This is a genomic window from Christensenella hongkongensis (assembly GCF_000981035.1).
GTDB classification, from domain to species: Bacteria; Bacillota; Clostridia; order Christensenellales; family Christensenellaceae; genus Christensenella; species Christensenella hongkongensis.
The window spans coordinates 84354-102221 of sequence record NZ_LAYJ01000078.1 but is presented as its reverse complement, the minus strand read 5'-3'; the positions used below and the strand labels follow the sequence as shown (position 1 = coordinate 102221).

15 protein-coding genes and 2 tRNA genes are annotated in these 17868 nt (G+C 43.7%); 16 read left to right on the top strand and 1 reads right to left on the bottom strand.

Annotation, left to right across the window (positions count from 1 at the left end):
* The first annotated feature begins 3 nt into the window (after positions 1 to 3).
* Genes hslO through CHK_RS05560 form a run of 3 tightly spaced genes read left to right on the top strand, consistent with a single transcriptional unit; the run spans position 4 to position 3292 of the window.
* Positions 4 to 885 (top strand): Hsp33 family molecular chaperone HslO, encoded by an 882-nt coding sequence (gene hslO, locus CHK_RS05570; protein WP_046443039.1) that lies wholly within the window; start codon positions 4 to 6, stop codon positions 883 to 885.
* Between the two features lie 2 nt (positions 886 to 887).
* The gene (locus CHK_RS05565) at positions 888 to 2579 is read left to right on the top strand and encodes a tetratricopeptide repeat protein (protein WP_046443038.1); all 1692 of its coding nucleotides are present in this window, start codon (positions 888 to 890) and stop codon (positions 2577 to 2579) included.
* 2 nt (positions 2580 to 2581) lie between these two features.
* A complete protein-coding gene (locus CHK_RS05560) occupies positions 2582 to 3292 on the top strand; it encodes an HD domain-containing protein (RefSeq protein WP_046443037.1) in 711 nt (236 codons plus the stop codon).
* A 50-nt stretch (positions 3293 to 3342) separates the two neighbouring features.
* Here CHK_RS05560 and CHK_RS05555 read toward each other — a convergent pair whose 3' ends face one another.
* Positions 3343 to 4353, bottom strand: coding sequence for a LacI family DNA-binding transcriptional regulator (locus CHK_RS05555; RefSeq protein WP_046443036.1), 1011 nt, complete (start codon positions 4351 to 4353; stop codon positions 3343 to 3345).
* Positions 4354 to 4670: 317 nt separating this feature from the next.
* Between CHK_RS05555 and CHK_RS05550 the strand changes: the two genes are divergently transcribed.
* The 13 genes from CHK_RS05550 (at position 4671) to CHK_RS05490 (ending at position 17785) form a co-directional block, all read left to right on the top strand.
* On the top strand, positions 4671 to 5681 hold the full coding sequence (locus CHK_RS05550; RefSeq protein ID WP_046443035.1) for a sugar ABC transporter substrate-binding protein: 1011 nt from the start codon (positions 4671 to 4673) through the stop codon (positions 5679 to 5681).
* A gap of 54 nt (positions 5682 to 5735) precedes the next feature.
* Entirely contained in the window at positions 5736 to 7214 is a 1479-nt protein-coding gene (locus CHK_RS05545; RefSeq protein ID WP_046443034.1) for a sugar ABC transporter ATP-binding protein, read from the top strand.
* Between the two features lie 11 nt (positions 7215 to 7225).
* Positions 7226 to 8212: an ABC transporter permease gene (locus tag CHK_RS05540; RefSeq protein ID WP_046443033.1), complete on the top strand. Its 987-nt coding sequence runs from the start codon at positions 7226 to 7228 to the stop codon at positions 8210 to 8212.
* A 3-nt stretch (positions 8213 to 8215) separates the two neighbouring features.
* Positions 8216 to 9157 (top strand): ABC transporter permease, encoded by a 942-nt coding sequence (locus CHK_RS05535; RefSeq protein ID WP_046443032.1) that lies wholly within the window; start codon positions 8216 to 8218, stop codon positions 9155 to 9157.
* 30 nt (positions 9158 to 9187) lie between these two features.
* Complete coding sequence (locus CHK_RS05530; protein ID WP_046443031.1) at positions 9188 to 10996, top strand: hypothetical protein; 1809 nt, start codon at positions 9188 to 9190, stop codon at positions 10994 to 10996.
* 64 nt (positions 10997 to 11060) lie between these two features.
* A complete protein-coding gene (locus CHK_RS05525) occupies positions 11061 to 11783 on the top strand; it encodes a PIG-L deacetylase family protein (protein WP_046443030.1) in 723 nt (240 codons plus the stop codon).
* A complete protein-coding gene (locus CHK_RS05520) occupies positions 11780 to 12619 on the top strand; it encodes a hypothetical protein (RefSeq protein WP_046443029.1) in 840 nt (279 codons plus the stop codon). The genes CHK_RS05525 and CHK_RS05520 overlap by 4 nt, the downstream gene beginning before the upstream one ends.
* Before the next feature lies 1 nt (position 12620).
* Positions 12621 to 13919 (top strand): hypothetical protein, encoded by a 1299-nt coding sequence (locus CHK_RS05515; protein WP_046443028.1) that lies wholly within the window; start codon positions 12621 to 12623, stop codon positions 13917 to 13919.
* A 291-nt stretch (positions 13920 to 14210) separates the two neighbouring features.
* The gene (locus tag CHK_RS05510; protein WP_046443027.1) at positions 14211 to 15326 is read left to right on the top strand and encodes a THUMP domain-containing class I SAM-dependent RNA methyltransferase; all 1116 of its coding nucleotides are present in this window, start codon (positions 14211 to 14213) and stop codon (positions 15324 to 15326) included.
* An 81-nt stretch (positions 15327 to 15407) separates the two neighbouring features.
* Positions 15408 to 15483: transfer RNA gene (locus CHK_RS05505), tRNA-Thr, on the top strand.
* A 3-nt stretch (positions 15484 to 15486) separates the two neighbouring features.
* Positions 15487 to 15563, top strand: a tRNA-Pro gene (locus CHK_RS05500).
* A 193-nt stretch (positions 15564 to 15756) separates the two neighbouring features.
* Positions 15757 to 17571, top strand: a complete 1815-nt coding sequence (locus tag CHK_RS05495) for a DEAD/DEAH box helicase (protein ID WP_046443026.1) — start codon at positions 15757 to 15759, stop codon at positions 17569 to 17571.
* Entirely contained in the window at positions 17564 to 17785 is a 222-nt protein-coding gene (locus tag CHK_RS05490; RefSeq protein WP_046443025.1) for a hypothetical protein, read from the top strand. The genes CHK_RS05495 and CHK_RS05490 overlap by 8 nt, the downstream gene beginning before the upstream one ends.
* Positions 17786 to 17868 lie beyond the last annotated feature (83 nt).

Genomic DNA, 17868 nt, shown 5'->3' with positions numbered 1-17868 from the left:
AAGATGAGCGATGTTTTAGTAAAAGCAATGTTAAATAAAGAAATATCTGTCTGTGCGTGCGATGTCAGCCGTATGGTAGAAGAGGCGCGGAAGATACATAATACGATGCCTGCGGCAACGATTGCCCTTGGGCGCACGCTTGCGGCGGCGACGATGATGGCGTCTATGCTTAAAAACAGGAATGACAGGCTCACGCTGATGATCAATGGCGGAGGCCCTGCAGGCACGATTATGGCGGTGGGTAACGCAAGGTTGCACATGAAGGGCTATGTTGCAAATCCGGCGGTTAACATCGCTGCGAATGAAAAAGGCGCGATCGACGTTGCGGGAGCGGTTGGAAAAGACGGATTCGTAACTGTGGTGGAAGATTTAGGGCTCAAAGAACCGTACATAGGGAAGACGCCCGTGATTTCAGGAGAGATCGGCGAAGATATCGCAAATTATTTTCTGGTGTCAGAACAACAGCCCTCTATCGTATATGTCAATACATGGCTCGAAACAGATATGAGTATCGTAAATGCAGGCGGAATCATCATCCGCCCAATGCCGGGGTGCAGTGAGGAATCGCTTGCAGCAGTGGAGAAACGTACGGGAGAAATCGCAAATTTTGCAATCTATATGTTCTCAAAAGGCCTTGACGGCGCTTTGGAACAGGTGTTTGAAGGAATGGAGCTGCAAATGCTCGAGCACGAGCAACCGCTTTGGAAGTGCGATTGCTCCAAAGACAGGCTGGAAGAGGTTGTGCTCTCTTTAGGGAAAAAGGAAATTGAAGATATGATCAAAGAGGACGCCGGGGCTGAAATCGTATGCAGGTTCTGCAATAAAAAATATGATTTTTCTTCGGATGACCTTGGCAGGCTTCTCGAGCACGCAACAAAGGAATAGGAATGAAGAACGAAAACGTAAAAATTGTAAGTTTTGAACGGCCTGCCGAGTTTTATTACCAGTCAGGCCTCAAAATGATGGAAAACATGAATTATCTGGGAGCGTTATCTATGATGCGTAAAGCGGTGGATAAGGACGACCGGAATACGGAATACAGGATGAAGCTCGCTGAAATATTAACAGAGCTGTCGAAATACGAAGAATCAAACAGTGTCCTGTTTGAATTATTGATGCGGAAAAAAGAGGGACGCAGCGACTGTTATTTTGGAATGGGCTGTAATTTTCTTGGATTAAACGACCTTGAAAAGGCTCAGGAGAGCTTTGAAAAATATCTTGCGCTTGATCCGGAGGGCGAATTCCAGGAGGAAGTCGAAGAATTCCTGATGCTTTTTGCTGATTTTGAAGAAGAAGAGGAATACCCAATCGGCGACGCGGCAGAGCAGCTGCAGCAGCAGCTCGCGCAGGAAGGGAAGAGCTACCTTGATAATTGTGAGTACCAGAAAGCCGCGGAGGTACTTGAAAAGGTGGAAACGGATAATCCTGACCTGCTTTTTGCAAAAAACAACCTGGCCCTATCATATTATTGCCTGAAAAAGTTTGATGAAGCAGTGGAAATTACACGGCAGGTTTTGGAGATCGAACCAAATAATGTGCACGCGAACTGTAATATGGCAATGTTTTTGCACGAAAAAAACGAACAGGGAACGCGTGGCTTTGTGGATCAGGCCGTCAAGCAGAATAACGGAAGCTATGACGATCTTTATAAGATTGCGATCACATATTGCGAGATCAAAGAGCACGAAGAGGCAATGAGATATTTGACCAATATCCTTGCTACTTCGCCATATGATGATAAGGTTCTGTTTTGTGCCGCAATGGCAAGCTACAATCTGGGACGGTACCCGGAAGCGGTCAAGTATCTTTCCGATATTGTAAAACTCGATCCCTATGACAGTGTGGCTGCCTATTATATCGGATATATCAAGGCCGTAATGGAAGGGAAAAAGGAATTTGAAGAGCTTGGATATGTGTTCCAAGTCCCGCCTGCGGAGGCAAAGGAGCGTATTCAGTATCTTAATAACAGTATGAAGCTTCCGGAGCAGGAATTCAACGGGCTGTGGCAAACTGATAAAAAACTCAATGATATCCTTTTATGGGGATTGGAATATGGGGACGATTTTATCAAGCGCGCGGTCGTTAAAATTATCGGCAGCTTTGAAGACGAAAAAACGGAAAAGATTTTCAGGAGATACATCCTGCGCAGGAACCAGCCGGACGACATCAAAAATGAGATTTTTGTGTTGCTGAAAAGAATGCGCGCGCAGGAACCCTACGTTGCATACTTTAACGGGAACATTGTAGAGGTGAAAGTTGGTATCCTTGATGGCGTGGAAGGCAGCGAAACGGAAAAATTTGACCAGCTTTTTGACTTGATCGTGACAGTGGTCAGCCAGGAATTTTCCGAGCAACTTGCAGGCAAGGCGGTAACGCTGCTGCAAGAGTTTGCAGAAAAAGGCGAGGCTGGCAAATTTTTGCAGGAGATCAGGGAATTTGCCGCTGCGATTGCTTTCACAGCGCTTTACCTGAACGAAACGCCCAGGGAACCGAAAAAAATAGCGGCGTTGTTTGATGCGGATGTAAACAGGCTTTCCGTTATGGTGATGGAGATCATGAACGTGGTTGGAGGGGAATAGGAATGGGAAAAATAACAGTAGAAGAGATCATCAATAATCCCAGGATACGTATTATGGTAGAACAGGCGAATAATTGCCTTGAAACCCTTGGATATACAGATCATGGCCCGCGCCACGTGGGGTATGTGAGCAGGATTGCCGGAGAAATACTGGAAAAGCTTGGATTTCCACAGGAACGGATAGACCTTGCGAGGATTGCCGGATGGACGCATGACGTTGGAAATATGATCAACAGGAAAATGCACTCGCTCACGGGAGCGTCTATCCTGTTCGACGAGCTTCAGCGCGTGGGGATGGAGCTGGAGGACGTGTGCGATATCTGTTCGGCTGTAGGCGCACATGATGAAGAGACAGGCACGCCTGTCAGCGATATTTCTGCAGCGCTTATTATTGCAGATAAGGTTGACGCCTATAAAAAGAGGGTAAAGCGCAGGGATCTTGACGATATCCACGACAGGGTGAACCTTTCGATTTATGAGACGGATGTGCGTGTTTCCCAGTCAAAGAATCAAATTACCTTTGAACTTAAAATGAAGGACTACGCAACGCCAATGGAGTTTTTGCAGATTTACCTCGGACGGATGAAGATGTGTGAAAAGAGCGCGGCATTTTTGAAATGCACGTTCAAGCTTGTGATCAACGGGCTCGTGATGAATAAAATAAGCGGCGGTGTCGAGACTCAAATCAACCAGTTGCCGGATCATGAATCATAATTTCAAGATATGTGCTATAACACGTTTTTGGGGTACAATACATCCTGCTTTTATTTTCGTGGGGAAGAAACGCTCTCGCGAATAATCACGTCGTAAGAATCTAATTGTATGCTTTCGCAAGGAGTACCGCTGATCAGCTTTTGAATCAGTTCAAAGCCGCAGCGGCCGATTTCTTCGCGGTCGATTTTTACAGTCGTAAGCGAAGGAATCATGTATTGTGAAACGGCAATGTCGTCAATCCCGATGACGGAAATGTCATCAGGTACTCTGATCCCGATGGAGTGCAGGTAGCGGATCGCGAGTATGCCATAATAATCGGTAGCACAAAAGATCGCCGTTGGTTTATTGCTCCCCTGAAGTGCTTTATCAATACAAAGGTGCAGGCTTTTCTTATCCGTCACCTCAAGCTGTATGCGGTTTGTACTGAGGGCAATATCGTTTTCGGAAGTTGCTTTCTGGAATCCGCTGAATGTGAGCAGATTAAAATCATAAAGGCTTTTATTGTTGTTTCCAATGTAAGCAATATCGCGGTGCCCCAAATTGATCAAATGACACGCAGCCTTATAGGCTGCGGTCTTATAATCGACTCTCACTGCATAGTTGGTGTCGTTGATTCTGCTGCTGTCCAAAATAACAAAAGGGATATGCAGATTTTTCAATTCATTTAAAACATCGATTTCCAGATCGCCATACACAATGATACCATCGACAAGGCCGGAATGAAGAATATCGGAAAAAGCAATATTATTGTCCGTACGGTAAACGGACGTCATAATCAAGTTGTATGGTAGCTCCCTGCAGGAAGCTACCATACTCGAATTTAACTCGGTGTAAAAAAGTTGATCCAAATCATGCAAATCACTGCGAAAAAGCAATGCGATGTTTAAGCTCTTTTTTGCAGCCTTCACATTTTTATAGCCGATTTTTTCTGCTGTCTCAAGTATAAAATGCCGGGTTTCATTGCTGATGCCTTCTTTTCCGTTAAGTGCAAAAGATACGGCTGTGGGGGATACCCCTGCTGCGATTGCAATGTCTTTTGTTGTTACCTTTTTACGATTCATATGGCGTACCCCTCGACCTCGTTGTCGGCAAACTAATTTAGTGTCTATATATTTAGTATAATACTGCTGAATACTGCGAAAGTCAAGAGCGAGCTTGATTATATCCAGAAAAAATTAGAAAAAATTAGTTTTAAAAAACCTATTGACTATATGAAAAAATGGATTTATACTGAGTTTAATTCAGGAAATAACTAAAAATTACTAACATTTTATTAAAATCAGAAACGTTTCTCAAATATAAACTAAATAATAAATTCGACTTAATTTTGGGCAGGCGATATCGCCCGATAAAAATAAACAATATACAGGAGGAAAAAATGAAAAAGTCATTAATGGTAGTTGTTTGTGTTGTTATGGCCTTCGTGCTCCTTGCCGGATGTGCGGCACCCGCCGCGACGCAGCAGACGGGTACGGACGAGGGGACGGCGTCCGATGCGGTGGCAGAAGAATCCACATCGGCTCAAAGCGTTTCCGGAGGGGGCAAGAGGATTGCAAACATTGTCGCAGAGTACAATGAATGGAATCAATTAAAAATGGATGAAATGAAAAAATTAGCGGATGAATACGGATGGACCATTGAAACCTTTGACGCGGCGCAGGATGTGAATCAGCAAATCAATATGGTAAATTCAGCAGTTGCCCAAGGCTTTGATTTTATTACGATCCAGCCAGTTGATAACGCAGCGCTGAACCCGTCTCTTGAAAAAGCGGCGGACGCGGGCGTGATCGTTGTCAACGCATATGGCCAGGGAGAAGAGGACCCGCTCAAAGACAAAATATACCAGGTTAATTTCGCACAAAAAGAAGTGGGGATGCTGGAAGCGGAAACCTACATCGAGATGGAAGGCGAGGAAGGTAAAGTCGCTTTGATTGGCGGTCTGACAGGTGCGGATAATGCACGCCTGCGGTCCGAAGGAATGAGGGAAGTCTTAGAAAAATATCCGGGAATCGAAATCGTACAGGAAGTTTTTTGCGATTGGGATCGTCAGAAAGCGATGGCCGCAGCAGAAGATATCATCACATCGAATCCTGATTTGAAAGCATTTCTGGTTCAGGACGACAGTATGTCTTGGGGCGTTGCCGAGGCGATTGAGGCCGCCGGCAAGCAGGATCAGATCAAGATTGCTTCGCAGGGTTTCTATGAAAGCAGCATTCCTGCGATCAAAGAAGGCAAGTTCCTTTTCACAATTTCTTATCCGCCGGCTTTCTTTGCGCAGGGAGATATGAAAGTATTTAAGGAAATTGCAGACGGAAAAGAACCGGACAGGATCAACACTGTGAATTTTGAACTCGTTACAAAAGAGAATGTGGATACTGCGCCATTTTAAAGCAGGTTACTGGCAGGGCCGGGAAACCGGTCCTGCCCAAAATGGAGGAATGCTATGGAAAGTGCTTTTTTTGAAATAAAAAACATAAGTAAGTCGTTCCCGGGAGTCAAAGCCCTGGACCAGGTGTCGATGAAAGTATCAAAGGGCGAAGTGCGGGCACTTCTGGGTGAAAATGGAGCTGGCAAGTCCACGTTGATGAAGATTTTGAATGGAAATTACAAAATGGATTCAGGTGAGATTTTGATCGACGGCAGGCAGGTTGAGATCACCAGTCCCGTAGTAGCGGCTGAAATGGGTATCAGCATTATCTTTCAGGAGCTGAATCTGGTTGACGGATTGTCCATCGCTGAAAATATTTTCGCTGGCCGGCTAAGTGAAAAGGGAAAATTGGTCAACTGGAAACAAATTTATGCAAGGGCAAAGGAGTTATTGGAGCGGATTGGTTTCGATGCAGACCCGAGAACGGAAGTTGGCACGCTCAGTATTGCGGGAAAACAAATGGTGGAGATCGCAAAGGCACTAAGCTATAATGCACGGCTGATCCTGATGGACGAGCCTTCCGCAACGTTGACGCAGAGCGAACTGAAAAAGCTATTCGAAATCATTCGTGATTTAAAGAAGAAGGATGTTGCGGTCATCTACATTTCTCACCGTTTGGAAGAAGTGTTTGAAATTTGTGATTCTTCAAGCATTATGCGTGACGGGCAAATGATTGCCACACGGCCTATTGACGAATTAAGCCAGGATAAAATTGTAGAAATGATGGTTGGACGGCAGGTAGATCAAACATTTCCCAAAAGAACGCATCAAATCGGAGAGGAAATTCTGCGTGTGGAAAACCTGCAGCAAAAAGGTTGCAATACAAAAGTGAGTTTCGTTTTACACAAAGGGGAGGTACTCGGAATTGCAGGCCTTGTGGGCTCGGGGAGGACTGAAACTATGCGTGCTCTGTTTGGCGTAGATTATATATCCGGTGGAGATATTTATGTCGATGGAAAAAAGGTGCGCATCAACAATCCGCGTGACGCAAAAAAGGAAGGGCTTGCTTTCATTACGGAAGACCGTAAGGTAGAGGGGTTGACGCTCGATTACAGTGTGCTGCGTAATATCGAAATGGCGAATCTGGATGTATGCGAAAAGGGCGGATTCCTGAACAGGAAATTAGAAAATAAATTGGCTGATAAGTATATCAGGTTAGTCAATATCAAAACGCCTTCGCGAAATCAAAAGGTATTGTATTTGTCCGGAGGAAATCAACAAAAGGTGGTTGTTGCAAAATGGATGAATGCGGATTCAGATATTATCATCATGGATGAGCCTACGCGTGGTATTGATGTAGGAGCAAAGCTGGAAATATATGAGATTATTAACCAAATGGCAAGGCAAGGAAAAGCAATTATTATCATTTCATCGGAATTGCCGGAGGTGCTTGGAATGAGCGACCGTGTATTGGTCATGAAAAATAATGAGATTGTAGCGGAATTGAATGGAAACGCCATAAGTGCAGTAGACGTCATGCAATACGCGCTTTAAGGAGAAGGGGTATGAAAGGATTTACAAGAGCAATCGAGGAAAGGGATTTATCGAGACCTTATGGTGTTCTGAATTGGATGAAAGATAATACCAGCCTGATTATATTACTCGCGCTGGTTATAGCAGGGGCGGTCATGACGCAAGATTTTTTCACTTGGGATAATATTACCAATTTATTCAATCGTATCTCGGTAAATGGCATTATGGCAATAGGTTTTACTCTGACGTTTTTGGTTGGCGGATTCGACTTGTCAATCGGATCGACTCTTTCGCTGGCAGGAGTACTGTGTGTGGGGATCGAAGCAAGCAGTGGTTCCACTGTGGTTGGGATGATCACCGCGCTTGCTGCTGGTGCCGGAATGGGCCTGCTCAACGGTATACTGATGAAGATAACGCGCGGGGAATCCGGTGAAGCGTTCCTAATTACCTTAGGGACGTCATTGGTTGGCACGAGCTTGGCGTTGACCTATTGCAACGGATATGATTTGTACGGATCAGGCGCACCATGGTATAAGGCTTTAGGGCAGGGAAGCGTTGGCGGATTTCCGGTTGCGGCACTTTTGTGGATTGGTATCATGATTATCGTACAAATCGCTATCAAGAAAACAAAATTTGGAAGAAATTTACTTTACAGTGGTGCAAACAAACATTCGGCCTTTCTTGCTGGCGTAGATGTAAATAAAATGAAGATTATTGCGTTTACACTCGCAGGAATGCTTGCGGCGGTGGCGGCGATCGTAATGACTGCACGTACGACGGCAGCTTCACCACGCTCGGGAACAGGAGCTGATTTTGATGCTGCGATTGCAACATTGATTGGCGGAAATTCACTGATTGACGGCAAAGGCGGTATGACACAGGTATTTATCGGAGTATTGATTTATGGATTGATTACCAACATACTTAATCTTCTTGGTGTCGAATCTGTTGTGCAATATATCGTTAAAGGTCTGGTGCTTCTGCTTGCAATCTGCTTGGACAAGCTAAAAAGGAGGTAGCATATGGAAACGGCTAAAACATTAATAAGTAAAAACAGGATACCGATTATAGCGGTCGGAGTATTTATCGCGATGAGCCTGATAAGCCCATACTTCTTTACTCCTGCGAATATATTTGGGCTGTTTGATTCCATGGCAGCCTACGGGATTGCGGCGATTGGCCTGACGTTCGTAATGCTGTGTGGGCAACTGGATATTTCGATGGGTTCTGTCATGGCTCTGACAGCCTGCGTATTCATGATGTTGCTTCCGGTATATGGTTTCGCGGTGTCAGCAATTATTGCTTTGATTTTGGGATGTGCCTGCGGTGCAGTAACAGGATTCTTTGTTTCGTTTTTTCGCCTGCAGCCGTTCATCGTATCGATGACGATGCAGCTTGTATATAAAGGTATTGCATTGACTATTACCGATTCAGCACCTGTTTCGGTGAATGACACTACACTCATGGCAATCAGCAAAGTGGAATTTTTCAGCATCCCGGTCGTCTTTTTCTTTTTTGTAGCGATCGCGGTAGCCGCCCAGTTTGTACTGGTGAAAACCCGTTATGGAAGAAATCTTTACATTATCGGCGGAAACATCAGCGCGGCGGACAACATGGGGCTCAATGTAAGAACACACTTATGGAGCGTATATGTCATACAGGGAGTTTGTGCAGCCGTGGGAGGACTTGTAATGATGACGCGTACCTTCAGTGCTTCAGGAAACCTGGCATTGGATGCACCGCTCTCTATTATCCCTATGGTGATCGTCGGGGGAACGGCATTTTCAGGCGGGAGAGGGGGCGCGTTGCGTACCTTATGCGGTGTTATACTCATGAGTACGATCTTTAATGCCATGACTATGTTCAGCCTGTATGCAAATATCCAACAGCTGATCAAAGGGGTGATACTGATATTGATTATAGTAAGCGATAAATATATGGAGAACCGAAACAGTAAAGTCTAAAAATCGGCACAGCCGAACAAGGAGGATATTATGCCAGTTTATGAATCAACAAAAAATGCAGAAAACAAGATTGTGATCAGCGAACAAGCAAAGAAATCAGTAATATTTGGTTGGGAGAAATCCATTGCCAAGCTAGCTGCCGAATGCTCGGATCAGCCGGATACTGTGATAGCAATCGACGGATGGTACGGAATCAATTATGAGAAAATCGCACAGGCGCTGAAAACGGCGCTTCCATCAAAGCGGGTAAAGATTCTGCCGGTACAGTCCGTTTTTAAAAGCAGGGAAGATATTATTGCGTATAACGCACCCTATGTGACGGAAGATCCTGGATTTGGGAAGGTCAATAAAACGGGTGTGATCGAGGATATTTTCGATGTAGAAAAGGTGAACGAACTCAAAGAAAAGCTGCATGCCCCTGGCATCAAAATCGTGTATGGAGTTGGTGCAGCTTCCCGGCTATGGGAAAACCAGATTGATCTGATTTGTTACGTCGACAACACACACCAAAAGGTGCAATGGGATATGTGGATGGGAAAACTGTGCACATTTGGAACTGTTGAACCAACTGGCGATTATAATTGGAAGGAATACAATTATTCTGATTTTTATATGTTGGACCGCCAGAAAAAATATGTGTTTTCTCATATGGACTATTATGTGGAAAATTACAATGAAGACGAATTAGTGCTTATACCAAAAGAGGCATATGATGAAATGATCAGGACAACAGTTCGGTACCCAATACATGAGGTGAAGATTTTTTCACCGGGACCGTGGGGCGCATACCGCTTTTTGGACCTTGATTACGAGGTGGAAGGACTGGAAAATAACGCCTGGAATAAAATTGCGGGCCCGGAGTTGAGGATATTGATCGACTTTGGCGGCGAACGGAGCATTTCAATGCCGGTACTCAACCTGATGAGCCAGGGAGAAAAGCTGGTTGGAGAATATATTGACAAACGGTACCCGGGCTTATTTCCCCTTGATATTTGGCTGGATGATGGATATCACCCGACGCCACAGCCTGCAGAACGCATCAGTATGCCGCTACATATCCATCCGAGCAGCAAGTATGTTGAAGAACACTTTGACGAACCGCTGGGAAGGTATGAAACCTATTATATCGCGGAAGCTTACGAGGGCGCGAATACATGGATGGGATTTGACGATGAGGCAGATATTGAGGCATGGGAAAGGAAATGCAAGGAATCTGACAATATCGAAGTGATTGAGGATTGGAAAGAATTCATCTCAAACTGGCAAAGTCGTGAAGGAGATTTATATCTGATTCCACCGGGAACGATGCACGGACATGGTGGAAATCAAATGGTACTTGAAATGGATACGAATCCCAGTATTAATGGCACGGAGTATTCCTTCTTTGAATACGACTTTGCGCGCAATTCATGGGATGACGACAAAAAGGAGATGACAGGGAATCCCCTGAAAATGCACCTGGATCATGCTGTGAATATGGAGAAAAACCGGCGGGAATCATGGGTAAAAGATCATTTGCTTGCCCGTCCGTCGGTTATAGAGTGGACGAAAGATTATTATATTGACAGATATTCCACAATTCCGTCTATGCCTTACCATGTGGAAAGGATACATCTTTGGACCAAAGGTGAATATTCCACGCAAGGTAAATTTATGCATATGTTTACTTTGACCGTGGGAGAGAAGGTCAGGGTAGTTTCGAAAGAGGATAAAGGTTTGTCTGCGGAGTGTGACCGTTTTCAAACGCTCGTTATTCCTGCTGCTTTTGGGGATTATGAAATAATCAACGAAGAGGGGGGACGTGTGACAGCAGTCATTCAAAGGTGGAAAATTGGCTGAATGAGGTTTGGGCATATGGGGGCGTCTGATACCGCCCCCTGCAAGAAGTAACAGGAGGAAAGAAATGAATATATTGGCGATCGGCGCGCATCCCGACGATATTGAAAGCTATGCGGCGGGAACGCTGGCAAAATATAGCAGAGCAGGACATAAGGTATTCATGGCCACGGCTACCAATGGGAACGTCGGTTCCGCAACGCTTTCTATGGAAGAAATAGCAAAAATCAGAAAACAGGAAGCTTCAAATTCAGCGGCACATATTGGCGCGGAATATATTTGTCTCGATTACGATGATGAAATGTTTTTTGAGGACAGGTCGGCACGTCTTGCATTTATCAATTTAGTAAGGCGCTGTAAAGCAGACGTGATATTAACACATAATCCGGTAGATTACAATCCGGACCACGAGCTCACCAGTAAAATAATTAATGATATCGCAGTCATGATACCGGTAGGAAAAATTAAGACCGAACATCCGCCCTATGACAGGATTCCAACGATCTTTTACTGGGAGCCGGTCAATGGAATGGGCTTTATACCAACAGAATATGTGGATATCACAGAAGTTATGGATGTCAAAATGGCAATGTGCTATGAGCACAAGAGCCAGCATCAGTGGATGAAGGATAATTATACGGAAGCGTTGGGAAAAGAGGATGTGGATTTTTTTGAGAACTTTGTGATTAGCTCACGCTACCGTGGAATCCAGTGCGGTGTAAAATATGCCGAAGGATTCGTGGCAGCAAATGATGCGTTCCGCGTAAGAGCTGAGCGGTTGTTACCATGATTCGTGCCAAAAAAGCCCCGTATAAGCATTTTGGAGAGTGCCTGTTCGTTACGAACAGCAAGGTTGAAATCATTGCGGCCTGCGGGTTTGGAATACGAATTTTATCATACGCACTTTGTGACGGGGGTAATGTGTTTTTTGAGCAACCGGAAGACATGGCAGAGCTGACAACGGAAACCGGATGGAGAATCTATGGGGGACACCGTTTATGGATCAGTCCGGAAAGTGAACGAGATTATTATCCGGATAATCAGCCGGTTAAGATTGAGGTTGCAGAAAACGAGGTTGATATAAGCCAGAGGACGGACCCGTGGCTGGGGATAAAAAAAGAAATATCCTTACGCTTTTCTGATGATGCGGAGGTAGAGGTAACACACAAAATTACAAATGATTCACGGCAGACGCAGGAACTATCCCTTTGGGCGATCAGCTGTATGGCGGCAGGCGGAACCGAAAAAATTCGATTGCCGCAGGGCCCTGTGCCGTGGGGGCCAAGGCTGGGCATCACGGCATGGGACTATACAAATTTAGGAGACACACGCGTAACGTATCACAATGACTGTATAGAACTGCGGCAATGTAAGGGGAAGAGAAAATATAAAATCGGTTTATCCGATTCTGGGGCACGATATGAGTACAGGAACCGGGGAATTGTTTTTGCAAAGACTGCGGCCCGGATACCCGGGAAACAATATCCTGACGGGGGAATGTGTTACGAAACGTTCATATGTGACCATATGCTTGAAATGGAAACATTATCGCCGGTATACCGTTTAGCCGGAGGCAAAACGGCAACGCATTGCGAAAAATGGAACATCTGGAAGGAAGAGGAATAATATGGAAGTTAAGATAGCGGCAATAGGCTTGGCTCATCCGTTTGAAGTAGGCTTTGAACACGCCGGGGAATGGCTTGAACAAACAGCGGAAGCAATCGAAAAGACGGGAGTCCGGTGCATCAGGACGGGAATTGTTTTGAGCGACTATGAAACAGTGATGTGTGCGGAAAAGCAGCTTAATCTGCTGGATTTCGATGTGGTTTTGGTTTGTGTTGCGACATGGAGCGAGGACCATCATTTGCTGGATTTGCTTGTGTTCCGTGATCTGCCGATGATCATCCGCGCACTGCCTCATTGTGAAACAGGATCATTATGCTGTGCACATCAGATTGGCGCGGTTTTTACGGAAATCGGAAAGCGGTACGAATTTGTTTATGGGGCGGCGGAATGCAGAGAATCCGCACAGAAGGTAAAACAGATTGCGACGGCCTATGCGCTTGCAAACAAAATGGGCAGGATGAAGACGGGAGCTATTGGCGGCCGAGTGAAAGGAATGACGGAAATTGCCTATGACGAATTTGCAATCAAACAAAAATTAGGAGCACGAGTCATTAACATCGACGAACAGGAGATGACCGACGCAGTATGTGAGGCAGATGATTCTGCCGCGCGAGAGGTCGTCGGGATGCTGCAAAAGCGGGGATATCAGTTGAGTTCAACGGAACAGGATTTGGTAGAATCGGCAAAGTATTATCTAGGGCTCAGGGAACTCGTGGATAAGTATGACCTTAATTGTATGGCGGTAAAGTGCTATACAAAATATATGGGAAAAGTCTGCCTGGGATATTCCTTATTGGCTGAGGAAGGCGTAATGTGTGCTTGTGAGGGAGATGTGACCAATTCGCTTGCTATGCAAATGTTGTATGAATTGAGTGGCAGGCCGGTGAATAATACAGATCTTCTTTCACTTGATGAGCGTGATAATACGATACTTTATTCCCATTGTGGATCTTCCGGTTTTTCGATTGCGGACGGAGAAATAAACATTGCGCCCGTGCGTTTGGCAAAAAGAGGTTGCTGTTGTCTGTTTACCGCACTCCCGGGAGAAGTTACTCTGCTTAATTTTGTCGGGCATGGCGATAAATTCCGGATTTCTACGATTGGGGGGGAGGCAGTGCGCTGCGGAATGGAATTCCCGGGCAATCCTGTCAAAGTTCGGCATAGAACGCCGATTACACAAATCAACCAAAAAATAATGAATCATGGGATTGGGCATCACTGGATGGTGGGTTATGGTGATTACAAGCCGGTCATTCAAAAATTTTGCGAGATCAAAGAAGTACGGTATATCGATCTGTGATTCAATAAGAAAATTATAGGAAAAACCGAAGCAGTCTGAAATTAATGATCTACGATCCGTAATGGCGGGAATTCCGTATGCTGAGAAGATTATCTGCTTGAAAGATGAGAGGGTTTTGCCGCCTTTATGCAATGAATTATGAAAGAGATGTTTCAAAAGCAGTTGATATCCCAAAATGAGAGGAAAATATTTTGCTCTGAAAAATAGCTGGTTCGATTCTTTGTACGCCAATCTGTAAATACCGAGTAATGTATGTTATACTGAACTGAAACCATAAGGGGGAAATTCGTATTGAATTACAGGTGTTACGCATCATGTGCGTTTGGAATAGAAGGAATCCTCGCGAACGAACTGAAGGACATGGGCTTTGAAAACGTTATGGCGCAGGATGCACGCGTTTACTTTGATGCAGATGAGACGGGCGTGGCAAAAGCCAATATTTTTCTGCGCACGGCAGACCGGGTATATATTGTGCTCAAAGAATTTAAGGCAGTGACCTTTGACGAGCTTTTTGAGGGCGTTGCGGCGATTCCGTTTGGGGATATTATGCCGTCGGACGCCCGCTTTCCCGTTGATGGAAATGCTGTAAAATCAGCACTGGGAAGCGTTTCAGACGTACAGGCAATTACAAAGAAGGCTGTAGTTCGCGCGATGCAGCGGGTGTATTCGCAGGAACGATTTGAAGAAAATGGCAGTATGTTCAATATTTATGTGAATATTTTTAAGGATATTGCCACCATTGCGCTTAATACGAGCGGTGCGGGCCTTAACAGGCGGGGCTACCGCCTGAAAAACGCACAAGCTCCACTCAAGGAAACGCTTGCGGCAGCGCTCATCATGATATCGCGGTGGCGTACGAGGGAGTTTTATGATCCGCTTTGCGGCAGCGGAACAATCGCGATTGAAGCTGCAATGATGGCAAGCAATATGGCTCCCGGCATTAAAAGGCGTTTTGACGCGCAGGGCTATGACAATAACTTCCGCAAAGTGTTCTCTGAAATGAAGGAATACGCAAAAACGCTCATCAGAGAGCCGGAAATGCAGATTTATGCAAGCGACATTAACCGTAAGACGCTTGATCTTGCTAGGGAGCACGCGCATAATATGGATCTCGCGCATTATATCCGTTTTGCACAGAAGGACGTGCGGAATTTTTCACAGCCTGAACGTCCTGCGTCTGTCATAACCAATCCTCCGTATGCAATCCGCATGGGGGAAGAAAAGGAAGTAGCGGACCTATACCACGAAATGGGAAAAGCATTTTTACCCTTAAATGATACGCTCGTATTCGTGATCACGGCAGACGATCGTTTTGAAGCAAAATATGGGGCAAAAGCAGATAAGCGCCGCAAACTGTACAATGGCAGTATTAAGTGCACTTATTACCAGTATTTCAGGAAAAAGTAATTTATTGTCTTCAATTTAAAAAAAGTGGTTGATTTTTACAGGAAATCTGATAAAATATTATAAGTCAGCATGATTTGAGATGCCAATGTGGCTCAGTTGGTAGAGCAGCGCATTCGTAATGCGCAGGTCAGCGGTTCGAGTCCGCTCATTGGCTCCAAATCGGGGTGTAGCGCAGCTTGGTAGCGCGCTTCGTTCGGGACGAAGAGGTCGCAGGTTCAAATCCTGTCACCCCGACCAAAGAAAAAACCTGATAACCATGCGGCTTATCAGGTTTTTTCTTTGCCCATTTTTTATCGTTTACCCTTTAATTTACCCTTTACAGAATTTATGTAGTTTTGCATCATGATTTATTCAATACATTGCATTGGTAGGAAAATCAGGCTATAATTAAATAAATAAAATATTTTCAATAAATAATAAAGGGGACAATATGAACGAGTGTGTTTTTAGTCTGCAAATACCAAATATTAATCATGCTTTTTTAAGAGTACCTCAGTATGAGGCATACGATAGCGTCAAAGAGTATTATACAGATAATAGTAATCGTGAAAATCGCGAAGTTGGGATTGTTTTACCTGTTGGTTGCGGAAAATCGGGATTAATCACACTTTTACCTTTTGCAATAAAATCACGAAGGACCTTGGTGGTTGCTCCAAATGTAAAGATAGCAGATCAATTATTTAGTGATTTTGATATGTCAAATCCTCAGATGTTCTACTTAAAGTGTTCTATTTTGGATAGTGATCCTTTTCCTGAAGCTGTTGAAATCAGAGGAACAACTGTAAATAGAGATGACTTGAATAATGCAGACGTTGTGATAACAAATATTCAGCAACTACAGGGTGATAATAATCGTTGGCTATCATCATTGGAAGCGGATTTTTTTGATCTGATCATTTTTGATGAGGCACATCACAATGTTGCTTCGAGTTGGGAAAATTTGCGAGAGAAATTTACTGATGCAAAAATTGTAAATCTTAGTGCCACACCAATGCGGGCAGATGGGCAAAGAATGTCAGGGGAAATACTCTATACTTATCCTGTCTGTGATGCAATAAAAAAAGGATATGTAAAAAAATTAAAAGCTATCGTTTTGAATCCAGCTACTCTAAAGTATGTCCGAGAAGAAGATGGTCAAGAAATAGAAGTTGCACTCGAAGAGGTTCGTCGTCTTGGTGAAGAGGATGCAGATTTTCGTAAAAGCATCGTAACTTCTAAGGAAACACTTGATACAATTGTAGACGCTTCTATTCGAGAACTGTATAAAATTCGTAATGCTACAAATAGTAGTAAGCATAAAATTATTGCATCGGCATTAAATTATAAGCATTGTATTCAAATTAAAAATGCGTATGTAGCTCGCGGATTAAAAGCTGATTATATTCATTCAAGAGAAGATAGTGCGTCAAATGATCGTGTGATGGAGAAACTTAATAATAACGAATTAGATGTGATAGTACAAGTTCGAAAGTTAGGTGAAGGCTTCGATCATCCATATTTGAGCGTTGCTGCTGTTTTCAGTATTTTTAAAAACCTATCTCCGTTTGTTCAATTTGTTGGGAGAATTATGCGTGTTATTGAACAAAATAATCCTAAAAGCGTTCAAAATCAAGGAACAGTTGTATTCCATGCAGGTGCAAACATTGCGCAACGCTGGGAAGATTTTCAAGAATTTAGTCAAGCGGATCAGGAGTTTTTTGAGGAGTTATTGCCTCTTGAAGAATTAGATTTTGCCGATGCTAATGAAATATCAATTGTACCAGAAGAAGGTTACAATCCTCGTTCCCCCAATCAAGTAAAAATATTAGGTCAAAACAATATTACTGTCGAAGAAATTCCTTTGCTTGAAGATGAGGAAGTGAGAAAAGCATTTGAGTTATTACTGGATAAAAATTTCTATCCAGATATCTATAAGACCGCTTTCGAACAACACAAACCTATACGAGTTTCTAAAGTTCGACAACGTCAATCAGATCGAAAAAAACTTGATGAATTAGTCAAGAATGCAACAGGTGCTATATTAAAATCAGAAGGAGTAAATCCTCAAGGCAAAAAATTAGATATACAACATTTGGGAAAGACCAATTTTATTGTAATCAAGTCAGCTTTTGATAAAAAAATTGCCGATTTGACTGGTACTGATATAGGCTCAAGAAGTGAAATGAATCAGGAACAAATTGACTGTGCAATAGATAGCTTAGATAGGTTAACTAAGGAGATACGTGAGGAGTATTTTCATGGCTAAGATAAAATCATTCTTAAAGAGTATTTCGGTTGATATATGTGCTCGTAAACATTCTTGCCAACATAATCCAAAACATACTATCTATAAAGATGATAAACGATTGAAGCTTAAAGATGGTAGAACACAAGAATACTTTTGTATTGAATGTGCAGTGAACAGCATTGATAAAGATATAGAAAAACTTAAAGCGATAAAAAAAGAATTACTTAAATGATTTTTTTGTTATATTGATTTTTTATGAGCGCACCATAAACGAAAAAACAATGTAAAGAAAGTGGGCAATTCCTTGCCGCCCAC

Excerpts from the sequence above, each read along its gene's own strand:
- CHK_RS05520 (WP_046443029.1), top strand. The coding sequence starts at position 11,780 with ATGATTCGTGCCAAAAAAGCCCCGTATAAGCATTTTGGAGAGTGCCTG.
- CHK_RS05540 (WP_046443033.1), top strand. The coding sequence starts at position 7,226 with ATGAAAGGATTTACAAGAGCAATCGAGGAAAGGGATTTATCGAGACCT.
- CHK_RS05550 (WP_046443035.1), top strand. The coding sequence starts at position 4,671 with ATGAAAAAGTCATTAATGGTAGTTGTTTGTGTTGTTATGGCCTTCGTG.
- CHK_RS05535 (WP_046443032.1), top strand. The coding sequence starts at position 8,216 with ATGGAAACGGCTAAAACATTAATAAGTAAAAACAGGATACCGATTATA.
- CHK_RS05545 (WP_046443034.1), top strand. The coding sequence starts at position 5,736 with ATGGAAAGTGCTTTTTTTGAAATAAAAAACATAAGTAAGTCGTTCCCG.
- hslO (WP_046443039.1), top strand. The coding sequence starts at position 4 with ATGAGCGATGTTTTAGTAAAAGCAATGTTAAATAAAGAAATATCTGTC.
- CHK_RS05495 (WP_046443026.1), top strand. The coding sequence starts at position 15,757 with ATGAACGAGTGTGTTTTTAGTCTGCAAATACCAAATATTAATCATGCT.
- CHK_RS05515 (WP_046443028.1), top strand. The coding sequence starts at position 12,621 with ATGGAAGTTAAGATAGCGGCAATAGGCTTGGCTCATCCGTTTGAAGTA.
- CHK_RS05490 (WP_046443025.1), top strand. The coding sequence starts at position 17,564 with ATGGCTAAGATAAAATCATTCTTAAAGAGTATTTCGGTTGATATATGT.
- CHK_RS05565 (WP_046443038.1), top strand. The coding sequence starts at position 888 with ATGAAGAACGAAAACGTAAAAATTGTAAGTTTTGAACGGCCTGCCGAG.
- CHK_RS05560 (WP_046443037.1), top strand. The coding sequence starts at position 2,582 with ATGGGAAAAATAACAGTAGAAGAGATCATCAATAATCCCAGGATACGT.
- CHK_RS05555 (WP_046443036.1), bottom strand. The coding sequence starts at position 4,353 with ATGAATCGTAAAAAGGTAACAACAAAAGACATTGCAATCGCAGCAGGG.
- CHK_RS05525 (WP_046443030.1), top strand. The coding sequence starts at position 11,061 with ATGAATATATTGGCGATCGGCGCGCATCCCGACGATATTGAAAGCTAT.
- CHK_RS05530 (WP_046443031.1), top strand. The coding sequence starts at position 9,188 with ATGCCAGTTTATGAATCAACAAAAAATGCAGAAAACAAGATTGTGATC.